Raw genomic sequence first — 26,092 nt, 5'->3', positions numbered from 1 at the left:
AATGCACCGCAGAATCTTTCTTGTAAATCTACGGTGCACTTATTCAAAAACGAACATTTTAAAGAAAGATCTCACAGTCAGCCTCTACCTTTTTGCAGTTTTTGAGGACTTCCTGCATCACTTCCTTCGGATTCTGTCCATCTTCAAACTCAACATTCATCTTCAGCAGCATAAAATTAACAACAGCATCTTTTACACCCGGAGTCTTCTTTGCCGCAGCTTCCATTTTATTTGCGCAGTTCGCACAGTCTACTTCGATCTTATAACTTCTTTTCATGATTCTACATCCTTTCTGTTACTCTCGCTTAATTAAACAACTGTTTAATCGTTTGTCTTTATGATAGCATATCTTCCTTTCAGGTCAATAATCATCTCAAATTCCCTTCCAAACCGGCTAAATCTATTTCCTTTTGGGCAAATTCCTTCTTCTTCACGGAAATTTCTTCTGCCTTGTTTTCTTTCGTTCATGCTGTTATAGTAAAAATAGCATCAAAGGAGGAATCGCTTATGAAAACTTTACCACATGATCACGGCCAGACATTTGAACACATGCCGGATCAGATTCCAAATCCGGAAGACTTTCAGATTGTCGCGGATCTGTTCAAACAGATGAGCGATCAGAGCCGGATCCGGATTTTCTGGCTTTTATGCCACTGCGAGGAATGTGTCATCAATATCTCCTCGCTTGTAGAAATGAGCAGCCCGGCAGTCTCCCACCATCTGAAACAGTTAAAAATCACCGGACTGATTGTCAGCCGGCGGGAAGGAAAAGAAGTCTATTATAAAGCGGCCGACACGGTACAGGCTCAACTGCTTCATCACATGATCGAGCAGGTGATCCAGATTTCCTGTCCTTCTTCCTCACCCAGTCATAAAGAGGGGAAATAGAATATGAAACATGAGCCATTCATTCAGATCGAATCTATTTTATGCGATATTCCAAACGGTTCCCTTGTTCTTGAACAGCACACGGATGATCATCAGGGAAGCAACCTGTTTACAGAGCAGTTCGAATCACAGACGTCCGGAAAAGGGAAACTGGAGATCTATCCTGTATTTCCCGGCATCCTGCTTTCTCTCGACTGGTTTCTGGCAGATCAGGTCTCTTTCCGGCATGGTGCCAACCGTCATATTCTTGAAATTACCCACTGCCGTTTCGGCCGCATCGGTTGGAATTTCAAAAGCGGAACCTCCGTCTACCTCGGAAGCGGGGATCTGTCCCTGCACAGTACAGACTGCTGTGCAGATTCTGTTATGACATTTCCGCTTGGTTACTGCGAAGGGATCAGTATTTTTATCAATCTGAAAGAACTTTCTTTGCACATGCCTCCGATTTTACGGGACATAATGCTGGATCCGGACCTTCTATATCGATGGTTCTGTCTGCCGGAGACCCCGGCCGTTCTTCCGTCCGGGCCGGATATTGACGTCATTTTCCGCCCATTATACGGACTTCCGGAACAGCTCCGCATGCCATATTTTAAATTGAAAGTTCAGGAACTGCTTCTCTATTTATACCGCCTGTCCCCGGAGATCTCGGCCCCTGCCCAGGTCCAGTCCCGGCAGGCCGCACTGATGCAGGAGATCCATCATCAGCTTACGGAACACCTGGACCGCCGGTATACGATTGAAGAGCTGTCCCGCCAGTATCTGATCAACACTTCCTCGCTCAAAGAAATTTTTAAAGGCGTTTACGGAATGCCCATTGCAACTTATATGAAAGAATTCCGGATCCGCAAGGCGATGGAACTTCTGCAGCAGACAGACGATAGCATTGCCGAGATTGCCGCAAAAGTAGGATACGAAACACAGGGGAAATTCGCCAAGGCATTTAAAGAATTTACCAATCTGACACCGAGCAGTTATCGAAAAAAATACAGAGAAGGAAATTTTATCCAGCAGAAGCGGACAGACGTATGAAAACGTCTGTCCGTTTTTCTACTTCTTCCATTTGGACTAATTTTATTTCTGATTGGGCAAGTCAAACTTTTTGTTTTGGATTATACTAAAGCCACATAGATACTCATACCCCGTATATGTGTATTTGTTTCCTCATAAGAATATACATGGTCGTGATGCGGCGGTTTTATTCCAGCCGTGCGGCCAGAAAGGAGAATAGATATGCAGGAAAAATACAATGTGACCGGCATGAGCTGTGCTGCCTGCTCTTCCCGTGTGGAAAAAGCAGTCTCGGCTCTTCCCGGCATGAAAGAGTGTTCGGTCAACCTCTTAAAAAACAGCATGGTCGTCAACTACGATGACCAGACTTTGACCGGAGCCGATATTATTCAGGCAGTCGAGAAGGCCGGATACGGTGCTTCCTTACAGACTGGAGGGCAGAAGAAAGCATCTTCCGCAACAGCGCAGTCCGCATCTGCCATTGCCGCGAAGCAAGAATATGAAAGCATGAAACGGAGGGTGATCTGGTCCTTTGTCTTCACTGTCCCGCTGTTTTATCTTTCCATGGGACATATGATGGGCTGGCCGCTGCCGGATATTTTCCTTGGCACGGAAAATTCCATGATCTACGCCTTTACCCTGTTTCTACTCCTGATTCCGGTCGTATTTATCAACTTCAAATACTACCGTGTCGGGTTTAAGACACTGATTCACAGATCCCCGAACATGGATTCCCTGATCGCTCTCGGATCCGGCGCTTCTCTCGCATACGGCATCTACGCATTGTACAAGATCTCATTCGGTCTCGGACACGGGGATATCGCGATGGTGCATCAATTTTCCCACGACCTGTACTTTGAGGGTGCAGGCACGATCCTGACGCTGATCACCCTCGGCAAGTTTTTCGAGGCACGTGCAAAAGGCAGGACTTCCGATGCCATCAACAAGCTTCTGAACCTTGCCCCGAAGACCGCAACCGTCATTCGTGACGGTGTGGAATCCACAATTCCGGTGGAAGAACTGGAAAAAGGTGATATACTGATTGTAAAGGCCGGCGAATCCATCCCGGTAGACGGAATCCTGATGGAAGGCTCTGCCTCCATTGATGAATCTGCAATAACAGGCGAAAGTATTCCTGTTGACAAGCAGGCCGGAGATAAAGTTATCGGCGCAACTGTCAATAAGAGTGGATATTTCAAAATGCAGGCAACCAAAGTCGGGGACGAAACCGCTCTTGCACAGATTATCCGTCTCGTGGATGAAGCGACCAGTTCCAAGGCTCCGATCGCAAAGCTTGCAGATAAGGTAGCCGGCGTTTTCGTCCCGATTGTCATTACCATTGCCATTGTTTCCGCTGTTGTCTGGATGATCCTGGGAGCATCCTTTGAATTTGCGCTGACCATCGCCGTTTCCGTTCTGGTTGTCTCCTGTCCATGTGCGCTTGGACTTGCGACTCCGACCGCAATCATGGTCGGCACCGGCCGCGGCGCCACAAACGGAATTCTGATCAAGTCCGCAGAGGCGCTGGAAACCGCCCACTCGATCCAGACGGTTGTCATGGATAAGACGGGTACAATCACCCAGGGAAAACCGATGGTGACCGATATTGTCTGCGAGCCGAAAGTGTCGGAAGCCCGACTTCTTCAAGTGGCTGCATCTCTGGAAAAGCTCTCTGAGCATCCACTTGGACATGCGATTGTCGAGGAAGCAGAAAACCACCAGATCGCGTATCTTGCAGTACAGAACTTTCAGCAGATACCGGGGCAGGGCATCAAGGGAACAATCGACGGCGTAGAATATCTGGCCGGCAACCAGAAGATGATGGACGCCTTTTCCATCCATGATCCGGCACTGGAGCAGTTACAGGATAAAATGGCATCCGACGGCAAGACACCGTTATACTTTGCCGAAGGCGGACGGCTTCTTGGCATGATCGCTGTAGCCGATGTCGTAAAACCGACAAGCCGTCAGGCTGTCAAAGAGCTTCAGGCCATGGGAATTGAAGTCGTCATGCTGACCGGAGACCACAAAAAGACTGCCGAAGCAATCCGCCGGCAGGTCGGTGTGGACCGAGTTATCGCCGAAGTGCTCCCTCAGGATAAGGAAGAAGAAATCCGCCGGATTCAGGAAAGCGGCAAAAAAACCGCCATGGTCGGTGATGGAATCAACGATGCTCCGGCCCTTGCCAGAGCAGATGTCGGAATCGCCATCGGCGCAGGTACTGACATCGCCATGGAATCCGCTGACATTGTCCTGATGAAGAACGACCTGCTGGATGTAGCAGGCGCCATCGAACTGAGCAAAGCGACCATCCGCAACATCAAGGAAAACCTGTTCTGGGCCTTTTTCTACAATGCAATCTGTATCCCTGTTGCTGCCGGATGCTTCTACACCGCCTTTGGTCTGAAGATGAATCCGATGGTTGCGGCTCTCGCCATGAGCTTCAGTTCCGTCTTTGTCGTAAGCAATGCACTCCGCCTGCGCTTCTTCAAGCCGAAACACGGATCCGCTGCCGCTTCCGCCAATACGGAGACAGAGACAAAGCCGTTTACTGTTACACACACGACGATAGCAGAACACGTCTCTTCCGAAGAGCCTTCCGCCAGGGAAGCCCTCCCGCAAGAAGACTGCTGTCAAAATAAAACGAAACAAAATTCAGGAGGTATTACAATGAAAAAACAACTCTCAGTAGAAGGAATGATGTGCCAGAACTGCGTAAAGCACGTAAAGAAAGCTCTTGAAGCAATCGAGGGCGCAACGGATGTTGTTGTCAGCCTGGAAGACAAGACAGCAACTGTCTGTGTACCGGAATCCGTTACAGATGAAAAGCTCACTGCCGCTGTTACAGAAGAAGGATATGAAGTAACAGGAGTTCAGACCATTGCTTAAGTAACTTCATTACTCTCTATTTGCACAAAAGCTGGAAGAAACCGTGCCTTTCAAAAGGACTTGTTTCTTCCAGCTTTATTTTTACATATTAGTAGTTCTTTTTATGCACTTCAAAGTAGGACTGGCTGTAGCTGCATACCGGGCATACATCCGGAGCTTTTGTTCCTACATGGATGTGTCCGCACACGCGGCATTCCCATACAGTTTCTTCGATTTTCTCAAATACCTGTCCTTTTTCAAGATTCTCCAGAAGCTGTCTGTAACGTTCCTCATGACGTTTTTCGATCGCGCCTACTCTCCGGAACCGTTCTGCAAGATCATGAAAACCTTCTTCCTCGGCATCTTTCGCCATGCGCTCATACATATCGGTCCACTCATAATTTTCTCCTGCTGCTGCCGCCAGGAGGTTTTCTTTACTTGTCCCGATGTGTCCTAATTCCTGATACCACAGGCGGGCATGTTCCTGTTCGTTGCGGGCTGTCTGGAGGAATAATTCCGCTATCTGCTCATATCCTTCTCTCTGTGCAACCTGCGCAAAAAAGGTGTATTTATTTCTTGCCTGGCTTTCCCCTGAGAATGCTTCCTGAAGATTCTTTTCTGTCTTTGTTCCGGCATACGGAGAAGTTCCTGCCGCCGGTATTTCCTCTATCTTTTCAAAAGAGGATGCCGGCTGTTTGCAGATCGGACATACAAAGTCTTCCGGCAGAGTCTCTCCTTCATAAATATAACCACAGATCTTACATTTCCATTTTGTCATTGTGTTTTCCTCGTTTCTTTCTTCCGTCTCTTGTTCGTTTCCATGTTTCGTTAAATCTTCTGCTCTGCTGATGTAGGAAGTATGAAGCATCTTCTCAGCCAGCCTGCTTAGCGGTGTACCGTAAAATTCTTCATAAAGTTTTTTGATTTCCGGATTCTCGTGACTGAACCGCAGCGTCATCTGCTCATCCCGGCTGTAGAGCCCCGCTATCCTTGCTTTTCTCGTCTGATCGGCATCCACCTCCAGATTGCGCGGCTGTCCGCCTCCGCCGATACAGCCTCCCGGGCAGGCCATCACCTCGATAAAGTGATAATCTTTCTTCCCCTCTTTCAGGCGTTCGATCATCTTCCTTGCATTTTGTGTGCCGTGCACAACGGCAACATTCAACTGTGTTCCGGCAATATCAAGACTCGCTTCCCTGATGCCCTCATATCCTCTCACCGGCTCTAACTGATAGAACTCCTTTGGCGCATTTTCCCCGGTAAGACTATAATATGCAGTCTTAAGCGCGGCCTCCATCACCCCTCCGGTATTTCCGAAAATCACACCTGCGCCGGATGCTTCTCCCATCAGAGAATCGTATTTGCTTTCCTCCAGTTTTGCAAAATCGATCCCCTCTTCCTTTGCCCATCGTGCCAGCTCACGGGTCGTCACAACGTGATCCATGTCGCGCATATCCGGCTCTCCAAGCTGTTTTCCGGCCACATTCATTTCCTGTCTGCGGATTTCAAACTTCTTGGCGGTGCACGGTGTCAATGCTACATTCACAATCGCTTTGGGATCAATTCCCATCTTCCGGGCAAAATACGTTTTGATTGTCGGTCCCTGCATTCCGATCGGGCTTTTTGCCGTAGAAAGATTTGGCAGCAGTTCCGGATAATAGGTTTCCGCAAACTTGACCCAGGCCGGACAGCAGCTTGTAAACTGTGGCAGCGGCGCTGTCTTTTTTGTAATCCTTTCCAGCAGTTCGGCCGCTTCTTCCATGATGGTAAGATCCGCCGCAAAATTCGTATCCAGAACATAGTCCGCTCCAAGCGCCCGCAAAAGAGCAACCATTTTCCCCTGGACAAAATCGCCCGGCTTCATACCGAACTCTTCTCCCAGTGCGACTCTGACCGACGGTGAGGTGCTGACAATGACCACTTTGTCTGGATCTTTAATAGCATCCTTTACCGCCTGATACTCATATACCTCCGTGATACTTGCAGGCGGGCAGACGTTGGCACACTGACCGCAGTGAATACAGATCGCCGTATCCCCGGTTTCTTCCAGTGTGTACGTACCGTGTACCCCAATTACATTCGTACACACGTCCCTGCACATCCCGCATTTGATACATGCCTCTTCGTCCCTGCAGATACTTGGATTGTCGCTTTCAATCGGAACCCGCACGGACAAAGGTAAATGTTTTGACATGACTCTTCTCCTTCTTCCTTTGTATTTTCTTCTGCAGCATCCTGCAAAAGAATGCTTTTGAAAACCCGGAATAAAAGGTAACAAAAAACGGATAAAACATCTGCTTTATCCGTTGCACAATACATATCGGGGGGAATCCGGTACATTTAATAATACTGCAACTGGCTGTCATTCTCATATTACTATGGATTAGACCCTATAGTTTTGCGTCGCCATCTTTCGAAGGTTTTGCCCTTAATTATTCTTTTGTTTTCTGTTACTATCAAAGCACACTCTATCCCTTTTGTCAAGTTATATTAATCGTGATGGTCAGAAGCACTACTCACCAGGCCGGCTTCTTTCCCGCTCTCTGAGCACTTCTCTCTGAATTGTCTGTTCTGCTCTTCTGCCCTCGTAATCTGATCCTTCTCTTTCAACTGTTCCTTGTTTTCCTTCTCTTTTCTTTGTTGTTTTCTCCTCTCTTCTTCACAGTTTTCATGATAACTCCGCTCCGCATCCCAGTGTTTCCGGATCTCTTCGGCCAGCCGGATAATCCATTCCGGGTCTTCACCCCCATGGGCTTCTGATGGTGCGCCGCCGGAAATCTCTTCTTGTTCCATAAGCCCGTATGCCAGAAGCATTGCCTTCCACACACTCATCAACTCATAATAAAACGGCATTTTCAAAATCATTTTTTCCATATTCCGCATCATTTCCATCAGATCATTGGTCATTCCATAAATGCTGCATCCACGGTCGATGCATGCAATTTGTGATGCTATACTCCCCGCATGATCGGTCCATTTGATTATATCGTCTGCCTTTTCCAGAATTTCCTGTTTCCTTTTCTGCGCCAGTACATATTTTTCATCCATGCTGATCCGGGTATCCGGCAGAAAATATATATGCTGATTTTTCCCGTCCTTATCCTGCGGTTTATACCGATAACTCTCCCTGCCATTATGGTCATAGCGGAACATCGCCTTTTCAAGCAAAGTGATCTTTTCTTCTTCTGATATTTCTCCAAAATATCTTTGGTCAATCCCGAAAAACTCTGAAAGCTGCTCTTTCCTTTGCTCCGGTATTTCTTTTTTCCCGTTCTCCCACGCACTTAATGCCTGTCTTGTAACGCCAATACACTCTGCCAGATCATTTAGTGACAGATTGCACCGAACCCTGATATATTTTAATCCATTCATTCTGAATCCCTCCAAAGATTTCTTAAATGAATCAGTGCACCGTTCATGTAGCTAAATCATATCTTTGGCTGACAGGCGTTGTCAATCCGCAACCATCAATCTTTTTCTCAATGTTCCGGTGTGCTTTTCATCAGCACAACCGTGTACAGATCTTTTCCCGTCTTTTTCTCAAAATATTCCTTCAGCGCCATATTTCTGTCCCATTTATCCTGCGGATAATAACCGTAACGGCTTTTCACATCATTCATCCGCTCTTCCAGAGATACAATCCCGTCGGCCACAGCAATGGAATCACAGAGCTGAATCAGATAGTCGTATTCATCGTATTCCATTGCATCCAGCAGGTTCTTCAGCTCTTCCTGCTTTTCTTCTGATATGTCGAACTTTCCAATATAATCTTCCATCTTTTTCCGGTTGAACGAATGGGAAAGCGCCGTCCTTGCGGCTTTCTCATAGCCACGCTCCATCAAAAACGTATATCCGTCATAGACATGCGCCAGATAACTGACCCCGAACCGCCGTCCAATGTCATGAAGCAGACCACAAATATAGGCCGTTTCCTCATCCAGCCCTTCGCACTCGGCCGCAATTTTTCCTGCGGCCTCTGCTACATATTTGCTGTGTCGGATCCATGGTCCCGGATTCATCCTGCCGCCCTCTTCCAGCAGGGATCGCGCCTCATTCATGGATGGAATTCCTGCTTCCTCTCTCGTTCGTCTTCCTGTCTGTATAAAATGGATCAGTTCCTCCACATCGTCAAACTCATCGTAATCACCGTTGATGCCTTCCCGGTGATAGATAATCCCATTTTGTTCATTCCGCTCCAGACAGTCCAGCAGCGCATTCTCGCCATAACGTCTGGCAAAGAGCGTGAACGCATAGGGCTTGATCTTCGTCAAAATTCCTTTCCGGCAGTCAATTTTGCATTCATAGCAATGGCCGATTCCCTTTTCCATTGTGCATTTTCGATTCTCACACCAGTCCTTGTCCGGACAGGTATCCGCATTACATCCGGCACAATTCTGATTTTCTGAGCAAATACAGCAGGCAAGCCCGCATCTTGCAATTCCAAGTTCTCTTCGCATAATAAGTCTCCGTTTCAGTTTCTGCTTTTCTACAATTTCTCAATCCATTATACACCAAAAGGCCATTTACCGGATCAATGATCTCCGTCTGTAAATGGCCTTTTTTATTTAGTTTAAATTACTGCCTGTCCGGTGCATTATTAATTAACTGTGTTTTTTCTTCCACGCTGCAAGTGCTGCTGCCAACGCTCCCATTCCTGCTGTCGCATACAAAGCCGGTTCTGCCGAATCGCCGGTTTTTACAGTTATTCTTTCTTCTGTATCTGTTTTTTCTTCTTTTTGAACTTTTTCTGTTTGCTGTACGTTTTCACCGTTCTGCTCCGTAGAAGTCTTCATAAACTGATCATAGCTTTCCTGTGCGTCAGCAAGATCAACAACAGCTTCCGCATAAGCCAGTTTTGCCAGATCATATGTATTTTTTGCCTCTGCAAGTGCAGCTTTCTTATCTTCATGTACAGCCTCAGCTTCCTCAACCTGTTTTTCGGCCAGTTTAATCTCATCTACATAGGCATTCAGATAGGAGAAGTTTGCACCCTCGATTGGTGTTTTCATCGCTTCTGTCAAAGACAGTTTATCTGCTTCCGCTTTCTTTGCTTCTGCCTGTTCCAGAGCCGCTTTCGCATCAGCAACAGCCTGTACTGCTTTCGCCTCGTCTTCCACAGCTTTTTCATAGTTTTCTTTCGCTTTTGCCTCTTCAGAAAGAGCTGTGTTGTATGCCGCTTTCGCCTCACGGAGCGGTGTAATTGCATCTACTGCATCCTGATATATTTTCTGAGCTTCCTCAACTTTTCCTTCGCTCTCTTTGCGTGCTTCTTCTGCCACAGCAACAGCTGCTTCTGCTTCAGGTTTGTTTTCTCTTAATGATGTCAGCTGTGATTCAGCATCTTTCTGCGCTTCGGTATTCGTCTGAATATCTGTCTCAGCGTCTGTCTTATCCTGCTGTGCTGTTTGCAGATCTACTTTACAATCTTCTACTGCCTGTCGTTTTTCAGCAAGATCTGCGGCCACAACAGCTTCTATTTCGTCTCTCGCCTTTTCTGCCTGTGTAAGATCCGCCTCTTTCGCTGCTGTCACACTCTGCGCAGACTTCAGATCTGTCTCTTTTGATTCAGCTTCTGTCTTTGCCGTACTCAGTTTTTCATTAGCTGTCCTAAGGACCGCTGATACTGTCTGATAATTCCGTTGCGCTGTCTGTAAGTGCGCTGCTGCTGTCTCAGCATTTGTCTCACCAATTTCTTTGCCTGCAAGTGCTCTGTATGCCTGACGTTTCTGCTTAAGATTTGTCTCCTGCTCTTCTTTCTTCTGCGCTGCCTGCTCCTGAGAGGCTTTTGCAGTCTGGTATGCCTGCTGCTTGTCAGAAAGTGTCCGCTGTGCTGCGTTTACTTCTGCCTTTGCGCTCTGCACCGCCTGTGATACTGATGTTACTTTTGCTGATGCTGATGTCACAGCTGCAACTTTCTGAGCTGTTGTCTGTTCTGCAGCCTTAACTTCATTTTGAGCTGATGTTACTTTCCGGGCTGCCTGAGTATTTGCCTGTTGTTTCTGCCGAAGGACTGTAGCTGCCTCGGCCGCCTTTTTCTGTGCAGCCTCATATGTAGTCTGCGCAGATGCAAGTGCATTCTTCGCCTCTTCCAGCTTCTTTGCTGCCTCCTCGGCAATCTGCGGAGCATTCATCAGACCGTCATAGTATTTCATGAAACGGTTGGTATAGTCTTCGAGGGTCATGGCGTTGTCGTTATATTGCTCACTATAATTTTCCCAATTAAATACTTGTCCATAGGCAGCCCCATATCTGACACTATATTGATTCACAGCAAATCCCGTATAAACAAAGCCTTCCTGAATGATATTGAAATAGTGCCCGCTATTATCCGGGTTCCCCGTAGTCTCATAATCCTCTTTTTCCTCTGTATACCATCCATAAAATGGGTCGTATGAACCCGAACCCCATGCCAAATTTTCTCCACCGACCTGGAACTGCCCTGTATGACCAATATAATTCCCTGAAGCATTCGTATTCGATTGTGCAATTGCCATTAATGAATCAGATACCTTTAAGTCTGCACATTGATGATTTTCCCGAAGTTCATTACACTCTTTAATCCATTCCAAAGCCGCTTTCATATTTTCCAGAGAAGTGGCATCCTTTTCATTCCCTTGCTCTGTATACTCTTTTAAAGGAGCATTATTCAAAATATCCAGCGCTTCCTCTGCCCCCATTTCCTCAAAGAATCCAAACGATCCTTTCGCAATCTGGGCTTCTGCATTGTCACTTGCTTTTTTTGCCTCATCATAAGCTTTCTGGGCTGCGTCAACTGCGGCCTGTTTTTCTTCCACCTGTTTTCTTGCTGCTTCCGCCTGGGAATCTGCGCTGTTTTTGGCTGTTTGTGCAGACGCAACTGAACTTTCCGCAGCTGTCTTAGCTTCTTGCGCTTCCTGAAGTGCTTCTTTGCTGGCCGCTTCCGCCTGTTCTGCCGCTGCTTTTTCCTGTTTTGCCTTCTCAAGAGCTGCTTCTGCGTTTGCTTTCTCCTGTGTTTTCTGATTCAGTACAGCATCTTTCTGATCTTTTACAGTCTGTGCCGCATTCAGTTCACTCTGTGCTGAATTTAATACAGACTGTGCCTGCTGCTCTGTCTGTACTGCTGCCGCAAGGCTTTCCTGTGCTGCTGCTACAGCGCCTTCTGCCTGTGCGATCTCAATCTCTTTCTGTGCCTGATCCACATCTGTCTGCGCACTCTCTGCGGCACTTTGTGCCTGTGCCAGAACCGCATTTGCCGTATCCAAAGCTGCCTGCTTTTCTGCCTGCACAGCCTGTGCTTCACTTAACGCATCCTTCGCCTGTTCCACCTTTTCCAATGCAACCTTGTATTCTGGAGAACCTTCTGCGGCTTCTGCTTCTGCCTGCTCATAAACTGCTGTTGCCTGTTCCAGAGCTGCCTGGGCTTCTACAATATCCTGCTCTGCCTGGGCTTTTGCTTCCTGAGCCTTTACAATGTTAGCTTTCGCTGTCTCAATCGCAGCTTCTGAACTGCTGATCTGTCCATTAATCTGCTCCAGGTTTTCCTGTGCTTCCTGTACGGCTCCCTCTTTTTCCGTTAAATCTGCCTGTGATGCTTCCAGAGCCTCCTGCTTTTGCTGGACCTCTTCTTCCGTTACAGTAACTTTTTCCTGTACCTCTTCCAGATACTCCTGCGCTTCTTTACTAAGCTCCTGACTATCTGTATACGCCTGGCTCTTTTCCTGCGTATTGACTGCGGCCTGCATCTGTTCTACCTGCTTCTGGTCAAAAGTATCCTGAGCTTCGACCTCTGCCTTCTCCGCTTCTGCTACTGCTTCCTGAAATGCCTGCTCTGCTTCCTTTTTCGCTTCCTCTGCCTTGGCAACCGCTTCTGCCGCTGCCTGTGCCGCTTCACTTTCTTCTTTCTTCGCTACTTCGTAGGCTTCCGATGCCTGCTTTTCTTCAGAAGCAGTTTTTTCTTCCTGTTCTTTAGCCATATTCAGATTTTCTTTTGCTTCATCCAGACTGACCGGAGCTGCCTTTTTCTTTTCTGCAGTCCCTTTTACCTGCTTATCCTCCTGTCCGTCAATCTGTCCTGCATCTGCTGCTGTAGCTACATCCTGTGCCATCACAGATGAAGAAAGAAGTACTGCGGCCGTCACCGCTGTTGTCAATTTCACAGATTTTTTTCCCATTTCTCATTCCTCCGTAATATTTACATTATTTACAGCAATAAAACTGTATTCTTAACCTCTTCTGGTAATGAATAATTCCTCCTTCCCTGCTATATTCATTTCTCCCCTTAAAATCCCACATATGTATTTTACACCTGCCGCTTTCGTTTTTCCAGCGTTGCATCTCACCTTTTCATTATTTTACATGCCCTTAACTTACTGAAAAAAGGCACCCTTTCGGATGCCTACATCTGTCTCTTCTTCGGTTCCACCGCCTCATCCCGGACATTATGTCCCTGATTCTGATTTTCCGGCTTCACCTTCTGCGTGATACTGTTGAACTGATTCAGATTTTTCTGTCTTTCCTGTTGTTCTTTCTGCTTTTTACTCATACAACCACCTCGGAGATAGTATGTGCAGGTTTGGGAAATCGATGCTTTTCATTCAAATCCATTCTTTAATTTCTATCATAACTTTCTCCTGTTTATTACTGTTTCCGTCCCAAAACCACAATGTTTTCTATATGCTCCGTATGTGGAAATAAATCCACCGGCTGAATCATCCGGACTCCCCATCCTTTTTTCTTCAGGATCTCCAGATCCCGCTTCTGGGTTTCCGGATTGCAGGAAATGTAGACGAGCTTTTCCGGGCTCATACGGCTGACAGCATCCAGAAATTCCGGTGTGCTGCCCGCCCGCGGCGGATCCATAAATACGACATCTACCTTTTCACCTCTTGCCGCCATCTTCTGAATAGCCTTGGTTGCATCTTCGTTCAGAAAACGGGCATTCTGAATTCCGTTGTCTTTTGCATTCTGAATAGCGCATCTGACGGCACTTCCGTTTTTCTCGACTCCCAGGACATGCTTTGCGTGAGGAGCCGCCGCAAGTCCGATGGTCCCGACTCCGCAGTAGGCGTCCAGAACAGTCCGGGTACCGTCAAGCCCGGCCGCCTCGATAGCTGTCCGGTACAGGATTTCCGTCTGAACCGGATTGATCTGGTAAAAGCTGGATGCAGCAATCCGGAAACGGATTCCGCACAATTCATCGACAATATACCCTTTTCCATACAGAATCTTCTCGGAAAATCCAAGAACTGCACTGGTGGATCTTGCATTGATATTCTGGACAATGGTCGTGACGTTCGGGCAGAGTTCCCGTACCTTTTTGACAAAGGCCTTTGCACCCGGAAGAATCGGGGAAGCTGTAATAAGTACCACCAGCACTTCATCTGTCAGAAGGCTGTGGCGGACGAGTACATGGCGGATCAGTCCGGTCTTTCTGTCCTCATCGTACGGCTTGTATTTACAGAGTCTTGCCGCTTTCCGTACTGCGCGCACGGCCTCATCCAGTGCCGGATGATGCAGAAGGCATGTTTTGACCGGAATCACATAGTGGCTTCCGCGGGCATAAATTCCGCTGATCAACTGTCGCCCCGGCCCCTCCGCGAAGGTAGAAATCGCTTTATTCCGATAATGCCATGGATTCTCCATCCCGATCACCGGGCGCACCTTGCCGAAATTCCCCATCAGCTTTTTCATCGCTTTCTGTTTTTTCCGCAGCTGCTCCTCATAGGGCAGCGAAAGAAGCGGGCAGCCTCCGCACCCTTTCTGCTGCAGACTGCATGTGTATTCCTGTCTTTCCATGTCTTACCTCTCATCATTTTATCTATTTCTGTTTCCCATTCTATCATAAAACCGCCTGTAAAACAGCAAAAAGCTGAGGCTGGTTGATCTATCTGCAGAAATTTTCTGCAAAACAATCCGCCGCCTCAGCTTTTTCTTTTTTAATCATTTACCGTTGATATTCGCGCTTGCCATTTATATAGAGGGTCTCCACTTTGACCTGGTCAATCTCCTCCGTCGGAACTGCAAACAGATTCCGGTCTAACACCGCAAAGTGCGCCTTATATCCTTCTTTTAACTGCCCGATTTTCTGGAATCCTGCTGCCTTTGCGGATTCTCTTGTATACAGTTTCACTGCCGTCTCGATATCCACCCTCTGGTCCTGCCCGCAGTCGGTATCGTCATAGGCCCGCCGTGTCACCGCTGCTTTCAGGCACGGGAACGGGTCGGACGGTACTGCCCAGGATGTGGCCGGAGCATCTGTGGAAAAACAGAGCTGCACTCCCTGATCCAGCATGGTCCGGACCGGATAACACGTTTTCATCCACGCTTCTCCCAGATTGGTGAGATAGCTTTCGATCTCCGCGTACATAAAAATCGGCTGTGTCACAAAGAACATTCCTTTTTCCGCCGCCTTTCGGATACTGTCTGCCGCCGGGTCTGTGATGTGCTCCACCCGTACATACGGAGTGTCGTCTTCCATCCAGTTCTCTTCCCGGTATGCCCGGTCTACAACACGACTGATGGCGCTTCCTCCCATCGCATGCATGGAAAGCTGGCAATGATGCTTCTTACAGAAAGCAACGGCCGATTCCATCAATGAATCCGAACAGGTAGAAATTCCATATTCATCCGTTGTCCCAAGATACGGCTTATCCATCCAGGCCGTTCTTCCTGAGACGCTTCCATCTCCAATCAGCTTAAGTCCCGCCGCAAAAATCTGGCTGCTTTTATCCCGATGTGTTTCCGGAATGATAAAATCCGGATCGTCCGCAAAATAATCCCACATATAGTAAATTGCCGTCTCCTGGCAGTATCCTCGCCTGGCTGCTTCCTGATACAGCGGAAAATTGTCGCCATTATCTAGATTTCCCATATCACAGACCGCCACAATTCCCTGAGATTTCAGGAGATTTCCAAGATCCACCAGATTCTGCACCTTATCATCGTGGCTCTCTTTCGGTATGAACGGAAGCACCAGATTTCTTGCATTTTCCTTTAAAACACCGGTCGGCTCGCCGGATGCATCCCGCTCGATCTCGCCGCCCTCCGGATCCGGCGTATCCCTTGTAATGCCGGCAATCTCCAGAGCTTTGCTGTTCACGCAGCGGATATGTCCGCATGTTCTTGTGATGGAAACCGGAGAATCGCTGCATCCCTGATCCAGATCATAACGGTTCAACGAACGTTTCTCCTCAAACTTGCCTTCATCGTATCCCCATCCTTCAATCCATTCACCCGGCTGCTGCGTCTCCCGCACCTGACGGATCTTCTCCTTTAATTCCTCAATCGAATGGACTTCCGGCGGAAGGGCGGAAATCTTCTTGCTGAAATCTGCCAGCATCACCGGATGCATATGCGCGTCCACAAAACCAGGAACGACACAAGCCCCTTTCAGATCCGCATGCTCATAATTCCCGTCCGGAATATTCTCCTTCTTTCCGATCCATTGGATCATTCCGTTCGAGACAAGTATGGCATCTGCATAAAGGTTTGTGTCGTCCGATGTAAAAATAATTCCGTTTTCAAATAAACAGTCTTTCAAATCTGCCGCCTCCTTACTCTGATTTATTCAGTATAATCCTTCCCTGCTCCCCTTGCAAGAAGGAAGGAGGCGGTTTCCCCTTTTATTCATAATCAGATTTTCATTTGCCGGTTATCATCAGGCTTTATGCCGCGGAGTTTCCTCTTCTCCTCCCGCCTTTACAGGCCGCCTCATATTCCCGAAGCTTCTGCTCCGCCTCCGGACTTAAGGACGTCGGAACCTGGATCTGTACCGTCACATACTGATCACCGTGTACGGACGGTTGGTTCATGGAAGCAACACCTTTTCCTTTCAACCGGATCCTGGAACCGGACTGGGTTCCCTTCCGGATTTTGCAGAGCACACGCCCTGTCAGGGTCTCCACCATAACTTCTCCGCCGAAAACCGCTGTGGTAAACGGCACCTGAACCGTTGTATAAATATCGGATCCCTTCCGTTCAAATCCCGGACGTGTTCCTACATGAACCTTCATAAACAGATCTCCCGGCTGGCCGCCGCCCGTTCCCGGTGCTCCCTTGCCGCGAAGCCGGATGCTCTTGCCGTCCTCCATTCCTTCCGGAATGTGTACCTGCAGCGTCTGAATGGAACCGTCCTCTTTCTGAAGCCGGATCATCTTATCGCATCCAAATGCGGCTTCATCAAAGCTGACCGAAATCTCTGTATGGATATCCTGTCCTCTGCTCTGATAGGAACGGCCTCCAAATCCCTGGCTGCGGAAGCCACTGAATCCGCTATTACTTCTGCTGCCGCTTCCGCCGAACATACCTCCAAAGATATCTCCGAAAAGATCATCCATATTTCCGCCTTCGAAATGGAACTCCCGGTAGCCGCCGTTCTGACCGCCGAAACCTCCAAAACCACTGAAGCCCTGCCCGGCTCCCTGCGCGTTCTGATCAAATGCTGCATGGCCGAACTGGTCGTACATCTTCTTCTTCTCCGGATCTCCCAGTACATCATAAGCCTCATTTACCTCTTTAAACATCTGCTCTGCCCGGGCATCTCCCTGGTTCGTATCCGGATGATATTTCTTTGCAAGTTTCCTGTATGCTTTTTTAATTGTTGATGCATCTGCATTTCTGCTGACACCAAGTACATCATAGTAATCTCTCTTTGCTGCCATAATCTCACCCTCTCCGCTTTGAAAACAATCCTTTTATCTATCTTCTTTGAAAATACCCCGGATTCATCCGGGGCATCTTGTCGTCTGTTCTATTTATAATATAACAACTATGTTTTTCAAAGTCAAGAGGCAGGATGCGATTTTCGCATCAAATTTCCTGCTTCATCTTTCTCTGCTCATATTGCTCCTTCGTCAGTAAATATTTCACCGCTTCTTTTTCCTGCCCGAAAACGAGTTCCTTTCTCCTGATATCTGTTGGAAGAAAGCCCACTTTCCGAAACAATTTTACGGCTTCGAAACGATCCTCCGGGAACCAGTCAGACAGTATCTCCGCCTCGTTTTCTTCAAAAGCTACTTTTTGCAGACTTAACAGTGCTGGATATGCATAACCTTTACCCCTGTATTGGGAAGCAATTACAATTCCAATTTCGTATTCCCTGCTATTTTCATCATTCTGAAAATATACTTCGCCCACCGGTATTTTCATCTCTGCATCATAAATATATGCAATATATCTATTGTGAGACTTCGTCCATTTTTTATACCACTCCTGCATCTGCTCATCTGTTTTGCAGATTGTTCCAGACACTTTATCATAGCCCTCCATTTCCATATCATATCCTGCATTATATGACATCGTTTCCGGATCCATCATCCATTTTTGTCTATAATAAAGCTCCTCCACTTCCGGCGTTTTTAAATAAATAGATTTCACCCTATCCCTCCTCACACTTCATTTTAGCATGATGAGCATTTTCTTTAGAATGACTCTGACCGGCCCTCGTCCGTTTCCTTATAACCGATTTTTATCTCCCCATTCACACATTCCATCCAGAATCGGGATCAGCGATTTGCCCCGCTTCGTCAGACTGTACTCCACCTTCGGCGGAATCTGCGGGTACTCCTCTCTGTGGACAAGCTGATCCGCTTCCAGTTCCTTTAGCGTGGAGCTGAGTGTCTTATAGGAGATTCCTCCAATATATTTTTTCATTTCATTAAACCGAACCACACCGAATTCCATCAATGTATAAAGGATGGTCATCTTATATTTTCCGTTAATCAACGATAATGTATAGCTGAAACCTGTCGTACTGAGACATTCATTTGAAATACATCGTGTTCCCATTTCACACTCTCCTTTGGGTAAGTACCATACTATACTGTAAGTATCGCACTTTTATGTGCGTACTTGTTTTCTTATCAACACTTGTTATGATTATAGTATCAGGAATGTGGAAAGTCAATTCTTATTCCGAATTAAACCAGCCAGATTTTATGAGAACAGGAGGAAAAAAGATGAGTAAAAAAATTGTTGTAATTACAGGAAGTCCCCGGAAAGCAGGGAACAGTTTTGCCATGACGGATGCGTTTATCAAAGCTGCACAGGCAAAAGGACACACTGTCACAAGATTTGATGCAGCTATGATGAATGTGGGCGGCTGCCGTGCCTGTGAAACCTGCTTCAAGTCAGGAAAGGCATGTTCCTTTGATGATGATTTCAATAAGATTGCTCCGGCTGTTCTGGAAGCGGACGCTGTTGTGTTCACCATGCCGGTATACTGGTATTCCATTCCTGCACAGATTAAAGCAGTCATTGATAAACTGTATTCTTTCTGCGTTGCAGGAAAGGATATTGCCGGAAAAGAGTGTGCTCTGATTGCCTGCTGTGAGGAGGATGATCTCACAGTTCTGGACGGTGTCAGAATCCCGATCGAACGTTCCGCTGCTCTTATTAAATGGCAGATAGTCGGCGAAGTTCTTGTACCTGGCGTCTTGAATACCGGAGACATTGAAAAAACAGACGGATGCCGGCAGGCAGCCGCACTGGCAGATAAGATCTGATCATTATCAATCATGATGAAGGAGAAAATGAAATGAGTAAAAAAATTGTAATCTTAAACGGAAGCCCTCGAAAAAAGGGCAATACATCAGCTCTTGTAAAATCATTTACGGAAGGCGCCGAAGCCTCCGGCAATACAGTCACCGAATTCTTTCTGGGCGGCATGAATATCCATGGGTGCAGAGGATGCTTTGGCGGACACAGCAGCAAAGACTGTCCTTGTGTTCAGCAGGACGATATGAATCAAATCTATCCGGCTGTCCGGGACTGTGATGTGATCGTACTCGCTTCCCCATTATATTACTGGAACATGAGCGGGCAGCTTCGGACCGCTGTGGACCGACTGTTTGCGCTGGAAGAGGGGGACGGCAACCTTCTCAGAGGACACGGACGTGCATCCGCGCTTTTGATGGCCGCGGAAGGAAATGGATTTGAAGATGTCCTTCTCTACTACAACCATTTGATGGAACATCTCAAATGGGAAAATCTCGGCCACGTTCTTGCCGGCGGAAATGGTGATATCGGTGATATCGATGGCAAGCCGGAACTGCAGAAGGCTTACGAGCTTGGAAAATCCATTCAGTAGAGATTTACATAAATCCGCAGTCATATGATATTCCCGTTCTGCATATCATGATATAAATATTGGATATTTTACATATTCCCCCGCTTTCTGTATAATGAATCCAGACAAATTCAGAAAGCGGGGGAATGTATTTTGAATGAACTGACCTTAAATAATCATGTTCGGATGCCTGTGATCGGCTATGGCACCTGGGATATCCGCGGGGAAGCGGGAAAACAGAGCATCCTGACTGCGCTGGATCTTGGTTACCGGCTGATCGATACAGCCCAGATGTATGAAAATGAGTATATTGTCGGATATGCAGTCAAAGAAAGTGGAATTCCCAGAGAAGAACTCTTTCTCACAACCAAAATTTACCGTCCCAGAACGACCTATCAAAAAGCAAAATCGGGGATTGAACAGTCTCTGAACGAGCTGCAGACCGATTATATCGATCTTCTCTTGATCCACGAGCCCTATAAAAGCGCTCCGGAAATGTATGAAGCCTTCAAAGAAGCTTTGCGGGACGGAAAAGTCCGTGCCATCGGGATTTCTAACTTTGATGCTGAAAAATACAAAGAGTTTGTCCGGTCCTGTGAAATCATTCCCGCGGTAAATCAGGTGGAATCTCATGTGTACTTTCCACAGCTGGAATTAAAAAATCTTCTGAACAGCTATGGGACACAAATGCAGTCATGGGCCTCGTTTACAGAAGGCCGGACACATCCTGCCCGGCCTTTTCATTTGATGCCCACAGCTCCGGCAACAGTTTATGAAAGCCGGATACTGATCTCCCCGGAGGAGAGCCGTTCTGTCTGTCCATTTTCATACTGCACAATCAAATGGCAGTCCTGGTCCACATCCAGCGCCGTTGCGTTTCTGTCGCCGGACGGGGACAGTATCGTGATCTCTTTCCCCACTACGAGACTTTTTGCACGGTACTTTTCCACATAATCAGTACGATCTATCCTCTCATATTCTTTAAAAAAATAATTCAGAACTCCGGCGGCCAGCCGGTTCTTTCCATCATTTTGCTTCCCGTCAAAAGCGGATCCTGCAGTTTCTCTGATATCTTCCGGGAATCCACTCTCCGGCGGATAAACATTGATTCCGATTCCCAGAATCACCGATTCTACACTTCCATTTTCCATACTGACTGAAGCCTCTGTAAGAATTCCGCTGATCTTCCGTCCTTCCTGATAAATATCATTGACCCACTTGATCCAGGTCTCTTTTCCGGAAATCTCCTCTACCGCTTCGCATACAGCGACAGCAGCCATTGTCGTGATCTTCACCGCCTGATCCGGTGTCATTCCATCCGGCCTTAACAGGATACTCAGATAGAGACCGGTGTCTGCCGGAGAATAGAAACTCCGGCCCCTCCTCCCCCGTCCTTTTGTCTGGGTGTTGGCAAGGATTACAGTCCCTTCCGGCGCTCCTGCATTTGCCTTTTCCCTGAGAAGCGTATTGGTAGATTCTGCCTCCGGCAGAACGCATAAGTTCAATGTCCGGCAGACAGGATCCTGATATTTTTCAATTCCCTGTGTAGATAAAATATCCGTATCGGCCGCAAGACGGTAGCCCTTGTTTGAGACTGCGTCAATTTCGTAACCTTCTTTTCGAAGGCCGTTCACCGCCTTCCATACTGCCGCCCGTGAAACCGCAAGCCTGGCTGCAATCTCTTCGCCTGAAAAATAAACTCCCCTCTGCTCTTCAAACAGAGCAAGAATACTTTCTTTTGTCGTCAATTTTATCCACCTCCGCCAAAGAAACCGGGCCTCCTGGACCCGGTTTCCCTCCGTTTACTTTGCACTGATTTCATTATGCTTTTCGCAGCGAAAAAAGTCAAGCTGTTTTACTCCTGCCAGATCCGGAAATCCACCTGGAAATATACATCCTTCCCATACACCGGCACAAGTACATCACTGCTTCCATACTGTGCCTGCCGAAGTTCATACCCGCTATAATCGAACGATGCCTTCACTGTGACCCCTGCCTCGGAAATCGTAAAATCACTGCATTGATCCCCATATTCTTTCACCTGCCTGTAAAGACGTGAAGGCGGGGAAGGCAGCAGGTTGTACTCTTCCTGCGCACAAATATAGGAAAGCGATGCCAGCGCCATCAGATCTCCATACACCGGAATTTCCACGTTCTCATCTTTATATTCGGAAGAAAATGAAATTTCTGTCAAAGCACCGTCCTTTTCCGTAAATTGAAGTTCGGGAAGCTCCGGATAATCCACTCCTGTGCCAACGATATACGGTTTTCCGGACATCTTTTCCCAATCACCGTCCTGATTCAGCAGCTTCCTGGAATCGCCAAGCGGGGGTAAAAACTCCGGAAGATTCAGCTGATGGTCAATCTGATAAAATTTCTGCATATCGTTGAAATTCTCGGCATACTGTGCCGCCGTGATATTTCCTCTGTTCCGCGGCAGCGCACCTGCCTGCCACACCAAAAAATTCAGGATGTCAAGTACACCCAGTACCAGAACTGCCGCTATCACTTTCCACCTCATATGCCGTTCATCCAACGTGAGAATATTGTCTTCTTCCCACTCAAGAATCTCTCCTTTTTTACAATCCCTGTAAGAAGAGTATTCTCGTATGAGCCCATAAACCGGGATATAAAATCCCAGTCCTCTTTTTAATACGATCCCGGTTCTGTCATAAGCCTCTCTCCATGTAAGCCGTGCACCGCTTTCTGCCGACACTCGAAAACCAAACAGAAATTTCCCGGGTGTCGTACCAAATCTTGAAAGCATGACAGGCTCTGCCATAAGAAGCAAAACAGACTGCATTATGATCCCTATGACTGCAAATGCCCATCCTGTTTGTCTGATATTCATATGAAAGCCAAGCGCCAGAATCAGATTCCAGAAAATCAGATAGATTGTTTCATCGATCAGTCTGGCAAAATATCGTTTCCAAGGCGCTCTCACTTTTGGAAGTGAATCTGCTTCCAGCTCCGCCGGAATTTCTGAAGGCGCCTTTTCCAGCAGATTGAAATAATGCTCCGCGTCAAAACTTTCATAAGCTGCCTGATCCCTGCACAGCTGCTCGCAGATCGCTTTTGACTGTTCCAGATCCTTCTGTTCTTTTTTCAATGTCCTTAAATGTATAAGAAGAACATCTGTCAGCTCACTTTCTTTCTCACTTAAGGACCGGATCTCTTCCAGGCCGAGATGAACCGTCCGAAGCAGCCGGATCCGTTTCAATATATCCACATCCTGTTCCGTATAATTACGGTAACCATTTGAATCCCTCTGCGGCGTGATGAGTCCTTCTTTTTCATAAAACCGGATATTCGCCCGCGTCATATTGGACAGTTCTTCCACTTCTTTGATCGTCATCGGCATAATCCTCCCCTGATATGATATTTAATTATAAGGGGTAAAGGGACTTTACAGTCAAGCGATAGTTATGATTTATAGAAAAAATACAGATTTCTCCGATTATTCCTTTCCATATACTACCACGTAAAGCGACCGGTCACAATGCGCACTTTTCATTGGACCGGCGGAAAACATTTGCCCGCTTTGATTGTACAAGGTATAATAGATGTAAAACGGATACTGATGACGAAAGCCATTGCTGAGTTTCCGGAAAACGATACTTATCTATGAGTAAAGGACTACAATATGCCAATCATACTTGACCATCAATTACAAGAACAGATACCACATGACAGTTCAACTTTCCCCATTACATTTTATTGCGATGAACTTGCCGATTTGCCAAACCGTGCGGGACCTGTGCACTGGCATCCCTACTTTGAGATTGCCACATCACAAAGCAGTGTTCTCGACTTTCAGGTGGGGCAAACCCATACGATTCTGGAACCGGGGGACAGTATTTTCATCAACCAGAATATGCTCCACGGAATTCGACAATTGTCAGGTGTGAAGCCGGATCGCTTTCCAAACATCGTTTTTTCCGGCACAGTGGTTGCCCCTGAGACCAGCACCATTTACCGGAAATACATCCGGCCGATTCTGGCTTGTAACTCTCTTCCCTTTGTTGTGTTCCGGCACGACAACGACCTGTGGGATGAGGTCCGCCAGTGGATTCGCACCACGTATTTCGCCATGCAGGAACAGCCCGATTGTTACGAAATGACGGTCCAGCGCAGCATCTGTTGTATATTGGAAACCATCTTTCGCAATTTTGATTCCCTGCCAAAATCCAACGCATCACGGGTACAACTGAACACCCAGATACGCCTCCAGAAAATGCTGTCTTATATTTATGAAAATTACGCCCAAAGGATTACCCTGGCAGATATCGCCGGTGCCGCCCATATCAGCCGAAGCGAAGCCGGCCGGTGTTTCCAGTCCTACCTGGGGTGTTCTCCGGTGGAAGCGCTTATTAAGTACCGCCTGCAAACAGCTAAGCGTTTACTGCACGAAACCACACTGACGTTGCAGGAGATCAGTTTTGCCTGCGGGTTTCATTCTGTAAATTACTTCAGCCGTCAATTTCGCAAAAGGTACGGATATTCACCGACAAACGCACGGATCGGGTAAATAATGCTTTTCCCTGACACTATAGTGCCTTTATCTTTGAATAATTTGATTATATAATACGTTTATTCGAGTCTAGAAAGGAGAGCTATCATGAAATTTCAATGTTTAAACAAAAACCTGATCAAACAGACGGAGGCAGATAAGTGATATGTCCGGGAATCGTAAATATCAAAAGACACTGGTGGCCTGCTATATGGGATTTGTCACTCAGGCTATCGCCGCCAACTTTGCACCGCTTCTGTTTTTGACCTTTCAACATACCTACGGGATCTCATTGGAAAAAATCGCTCTGATCCCGGTTGTGTTTTATCTGACCCAGTTGTTGGTTGACCTTGGAGCAACCAAGTTCGCCGACATAATCGGTTACCGTATCTGTGTGGTGATCTCTCAGGTCGTTTCCGCCGTAGGGCTTGTGTTGATGGCGTTTCTCCCGGAAGTTCTCCCTGTACCATTTCTGGGAATCCTCCTCGCGGTAGTATTTTATGCCATCGGCAGCGGCCTTGTAGAAGTGCTGGTGAGCCCGATTGTGGAAGCCTGCCCTTTTGAAAATAAGGATGGCGTGATGAGTTTGCTTCACTCTTTTTACTGCTGGGGTGCGGTGGGCGTAATCTTAGGTTCCACGCTCTTTTTTGCGGTATTTGGCATTGAAAATTGGAAAATACTTACCTTACTCTGGGCACTGGTACCGTTGGTAAATGTCTTTCAGTTTCTCACTTGTCCGATAGAGCGTCTGGTGGAAGATGGCGAAAGTCTGCCTATTCGCAGACTGCTCCGTCTGCCATTGATATGGATGATGATTCTGCTGATGATTTGTTCCGGCGCATCCGAAGCATCGATGGCACAATGGGCGTCTGCATTTACAGAATCTGCTCTTGGTGTATCCAAAACCATTGGTGATTTGGCCGGCCCTTGCCTGTTCGCCGTTTTCATGGGAATTTCCCGTATGCTGTACGGCAAAATGAGCGAGAAACTGAACCTGACAAAAACCATGCTGCTGAGCGGATTATTGTGCGTGGCATGCTATTTGCTGGCCTCTCTTTCACCTGTCCCGATTCTTGGACTGGCCGGATGTGCCATTTGTGGATTCAGTGTTGGTATTATGTGGCCTGGTACAATCAGCCTTTCTTCCCAAAAGTGTCCGCAAGGCGGCACCGCTATGTTCGCATTTTTAGCATTAGCAGGGGATTTTGGCGGTACAGTAAGCCCGGCGATAGTAGGGAAGTTCTCGGAACTGGCCGGCGGCAATCTTAAAGCAGGACTGCTGACCGCCACATTCTTTCCGATCCTTCTGGTAGCCTGTTTACTTGTTTTGAGCCGAAGGATGAAAAGTGCCATCCGGAAATAACCGGATGGCAAAATTTCAAAAAGAGATTTATTTTATATGCTCAATTTGGGGATGCCAAATGCCTGCCGTCAATTTTTTCTTGAACATGAAAACACAATGTGCTATATTGTAAGTAGAAAAAGGAACAACCGCCCACAAAGTGGTTGACCTAATAACAAGGATTAACATAGAATTGCCACCTCATCACTCAGCCAAAGTTCCGGGGTGGTTTTTTCTATGCTTAAAACATTATCTGATAAACGTAAAAACGAATGTCAGCAATGCCAGAATGAACATTCCAAAAGCCATAAGGTCTTTGAAATCAAAATGATTTTTATTGTCCATCAGCACCACCCCCATTCTATGTAGAATAGAGGTCAGCCACCCTGCAACACGTTTGTTCCTTTACATATACTACCATAAGGAAATG

General features: G+C 47.1%; 21 protein-coding genes, 1 pseudogene and 1 riboswitch. Of the genes and pseudogenes, 8 read left to right on the top strand and 14 right to left on the bottom strand.

Translation table 11 applies throughout. The features are described from left to right. Nucleotides 1-58 precede the first annotated feature (58 nt). Nucleotides 59-277, bottom strand: a complete 219-nt coding sequence (locus B5E64_RS01685) for a cation transporter (RefSeq protein ID WP_087166782.1) — start codon at nt 275-277, stop codon at nt 59-61. A 44-nt stretch (nt 278-321) separates the two neighbouring features. Then, nucleotides 322-468, bottom strand: a complete 147-nt coding sequence (locus B5E64_RS17935) for a hypothetical protein (RefSeq protein ID WP_162610113.1) — start codon at nt 466-468, stop codon at nt 322-324. A gap of 39 nt (nt 469-507) precedes the next feature. Here B5E64_RS17935 and B5E64_RS01680 point away from each other — a divergent pair, with 39 nt between their 5' ends. The 3 genes from B5E64_RS01680 to B5E64_RS01670 all read left to right on the top strand — a co-directional run bounded on the left by B5E64_RS01680 (nt 508) and on the right by B5E64_RS01670 (nt 4,788). After that, nucleotides 508-888: a metalloregulator ArsR/SmtB family transcription factor gene (locus B5E64_RS01680; protein ID WP_087166781.1), complete on the top strand. Its 381-nt coding sequence runs from the start codon at nt 508-510 to the stop codon at nt 886-888. Nucleotides 889-891: 3 nt separating this feature from the next. Beyond that, nucleotides 892-1,920 carry an AraC family transcriptional regulator gene (locus tag B5E64_RS01675; RefSeq protein WP_087166780.1) on the top strand — a complete coding sequence of 343 codons (1,029 nt, stop codon included), beginning with the start codon at nt 892-894 and terminating at the stop codon, nt 1,918-1,920. A gap of 201 nt (nt 1,921-2,121) precedes the next feature. Next, nucleotides 2,122-4,788, top strand: a complete 2,667-nt coding sequence (locus B5E64_RS01670) for a heavy metal translocating P-type ATPase (RefSeq protein ID WP_087166779.1) — start codon at nt 2,122-2,124, stop codon at nt 4,786-4,788. Between the two features lie 88 nt (nt 4,789-4,876). Here the strand turns inward: B5E64_RS01670 and rbr are convergent, their stop codons facing one another. From rbr to B5E64_RS01620, 10 genes are all read right to left on the bottom strand, one after another. Further along, nucleotides 4,877-6,961 carry a rubrerythrin gene (gene rbr, locus B5E64_RS01665; RefSeq protein WP_087166778.1) on the bottom strand — a complete coding sequence of 695 codons (2,085 nt, stop codon included), beginning with the start codon at nt 6,959-6,961 and terminating at the stop codon, nt 4,877-4,879. A 153-nt stretch (nt 6,962-7,114) separates the two neighbouring features. After that, nucleotides 7,115-7,204, bottom strand: a riboswitch (cyclic di-GMP riboswitch). 53 nt (nt 7,205-7,257) lie between these two features. Continuing rightward, nucleotides 7,258-8,139, bottom strand: coding sequence for a helix-turn-helix transcriptional regulator (locus tag B5E64_RS01660; protein WP_087166777.1), 882 nt, complete (start codon nt 8,137-8,139; stop codon nt 7,258-7,260). A gap of 107 nt (nt 8,140-8,246) precedes the next feature. Further along, on the bottom strand, nt 8,247-9,224 hold the full coding sequence (locus B5E64_RS18710) for an HD domain-containing protein (RefSeq protein ID WP_343284032.1): 978 nt from the start codon (nt 9,222-9,224) through the stop codon (nt 8,247-8,249). 144 nt (nt 9,225-9,368) lie between these two features. Continuing rightward, on the bottom strand, nt 9,369-12,917 hold the full coding sequence (locus B5E64_RS01645; RefSeq protein WP_087166776.1) for a CAP domain-containing protein: 3,549 nt from the start codon (nt 12,915-12,917) through the stop codon (nt 9,369-9,371). Nucleotides 12,918-13,141: 224 nt separating this feature from the next. Beyond that, complete coding sequence (locus B5E64_RS18120) at nt 13,142-13,288, bottom strand: hypothetical protein (protein ID WP_171027983.1); 147 nt, start codon at nt 13,286-13,288, stop codon at nt 13,142-13,144. A 95-nt stretch (nt 13,289-13,383) separates the two neighbouring features. Beyond that, the gene (gene rlmD / locus B5E64_RS01640) at nt 13,384-14,541 is read right to left on the bottom strand and encodes a 23S rRNA (uracil(1939)-C(5))-methyltransferase RlmD (protein WP_087166775.1); all 1,158 of its coding nucleotides are present in this window, start codon (nt 14,539-14,541) and stop codon (nt 13,384-13,386) included. A 148-nt stretch (nt 14,542-14,689) separates the two neighbouring features. Then, nucleotides 14,690-16,285 (bottom strand): amidohydrolase, encoded by a 1,596-nt coding sequence (locus B5E64_RS01635; RefSeq protein WP_242960054.1) that lies wholly within the window; start codon nt 16,283-16,285, stop codon nt 14,690-14,692. 124 nt (nt 16,286-16,409) lie between these two features. After that, the gene (locus B5E64_RS01630) at nt 16,410-17,405 is read right to left on the bottom strand and encodes a DnaJ C-terminal domain-containing protein (RefSeq protein ID WP_087166774.1); all 996 of its coding nucleotides are present in this window, start codon (nt 17,403-17,405) and stop codon (nt 16,410-16,412) included. A 148-nt stretch (nt 17,406-17,553) separates the two neighbouring features. Then, nucleotides 17,554-18,120 carry a GNAT family N-acetyltransferase gene (locus B5E64_RS01625; protein ID WP_087166773.1) on the bottom strand — a complete coding sequence of 189 codons (567 nt, stop codon included), beginning with the start codon at nt 18,118-18,120 and terminating at the stop codon, nt 17,554-17,556. A 78-nt stretch (nt 18,121-18,198) separates the two neighbouring features. Then, entirely contained in the window at nt 18,199-18,531 is a 333-nt protein-coding gene (locus tag B5E64_RS01620) for a helix-turn-helix domain-containing protein (protein WP_087166772.1), read from the bottom strand. A 170-nt stretch (nt 18,532-18,701) separates the two neighbouring features. Between B5E64_RS01620 and B5E64_RS01615 the strand changes: the two genes are divergently transcribed. The 3 genes and pseudogenes from B5E64_RS01615 to B5E64_RS18285 all read left to right on the top strand — a co-directional run. After that, nucleotides 18,702-19,247, top strand: a complete 546-nt coding sequence (locus B5E64_RS01615) for a flavodoxin family protein (RefSeq protein WP_087166771.1) — start codon at nt 18,702-18,704, stop codon at nt 19,245-19,247. A gap of 32 nt (nt 19,248-19,279) precedes the next feature. Further along, complete coding sequence (locus B5E64_RS01610) at nt 19,280-19,831, top strand: flavodoxin family protein (protein ID WP_087166770.1); 552 nt, start codon at nt 19,280-19,282, stop codon at nt 19,829-19,831. 165 nt (nt 19,832-19,996) lie between these two features. Beyond that, nucleotides 19,997-20,515: pseudogene (locus B5E64_RS18285) on the top strand (aldo/keto reductase); the annotation flags it as partial. A 65-nt stretch (nt 20,516-20,580) separates the two neighbouring features. On the opposite strand, the gene B5E64_RS01600 reads toward B5E64_RS18285, so the two are convergent. Then, nucleotides 20,581-21,558, bottom strand: coding sequence for a biotin--[acetyl-CoA-carboxylase] ligase (locus tag B5E64_RS01600; RefSeq protein ID WP_087166768.1), 978 nt, complete (start codon nt 21,556-21,558; stop codon nt 20,581-20,583). A 107-nt stretch (nt 21,559-21,665) separates the two neighbouring features. Beyond that, nucleotides 21,666-23,165 (bottom strand): MerR family transcriptional regulator, encoded by a 1,500-nt coding sequence (locus tag B5E64_RS01595; RefSeq protein WP_162610112.1) that lies wholly within the window; start codon nt 23,163-23,165, stop codon nt 21,666-21,668. Nucleotides 23,166-23,453: 288 nt separating this feature from the next. Here B5E64_RS01595 and B5E64_RS01590 point away from each other — a divergent pair, with 288 nt between their 5' ends. Next, a complete protein-coding gene (locus tag B5E64_RS01590) occupies nt 23,454-24,338 on the top strand; it encodes an AraC family transcriptional regulator (protein WP_087166766.1) in 885 nt (294 codons plus the stop codon). A 148-nt stretch (nt 24,339-24,486) separates the two neighbouring features. Beyond that, on the top strand, nt 24,487-25,683 hold the full coding sequence (locus B5E64_RS01585; protein ID WP_087166765.1) for an MFS transporter: 1,197 nt from the start codon (nt 24,487-24,489) through the stop codon (nt 25,681-25,683). The last annotated feature ends 409 nt before the right edge of the window (nt 25,684-26,092 follow it).

This window comes from Drancourtella sp. An12 (assembly GCF_002160935.1).
GTDB lineage: Bacteria > Bacillota > Clostridia > Lachnospirales > Lachnospiraceae > Sellimonas > Sellimonas catena.
The sequence above is the reverse complement of the archived record's forward strand: the minus strand, read 5'-3'. Positions and strand labels throughout refer to the sequence as shown.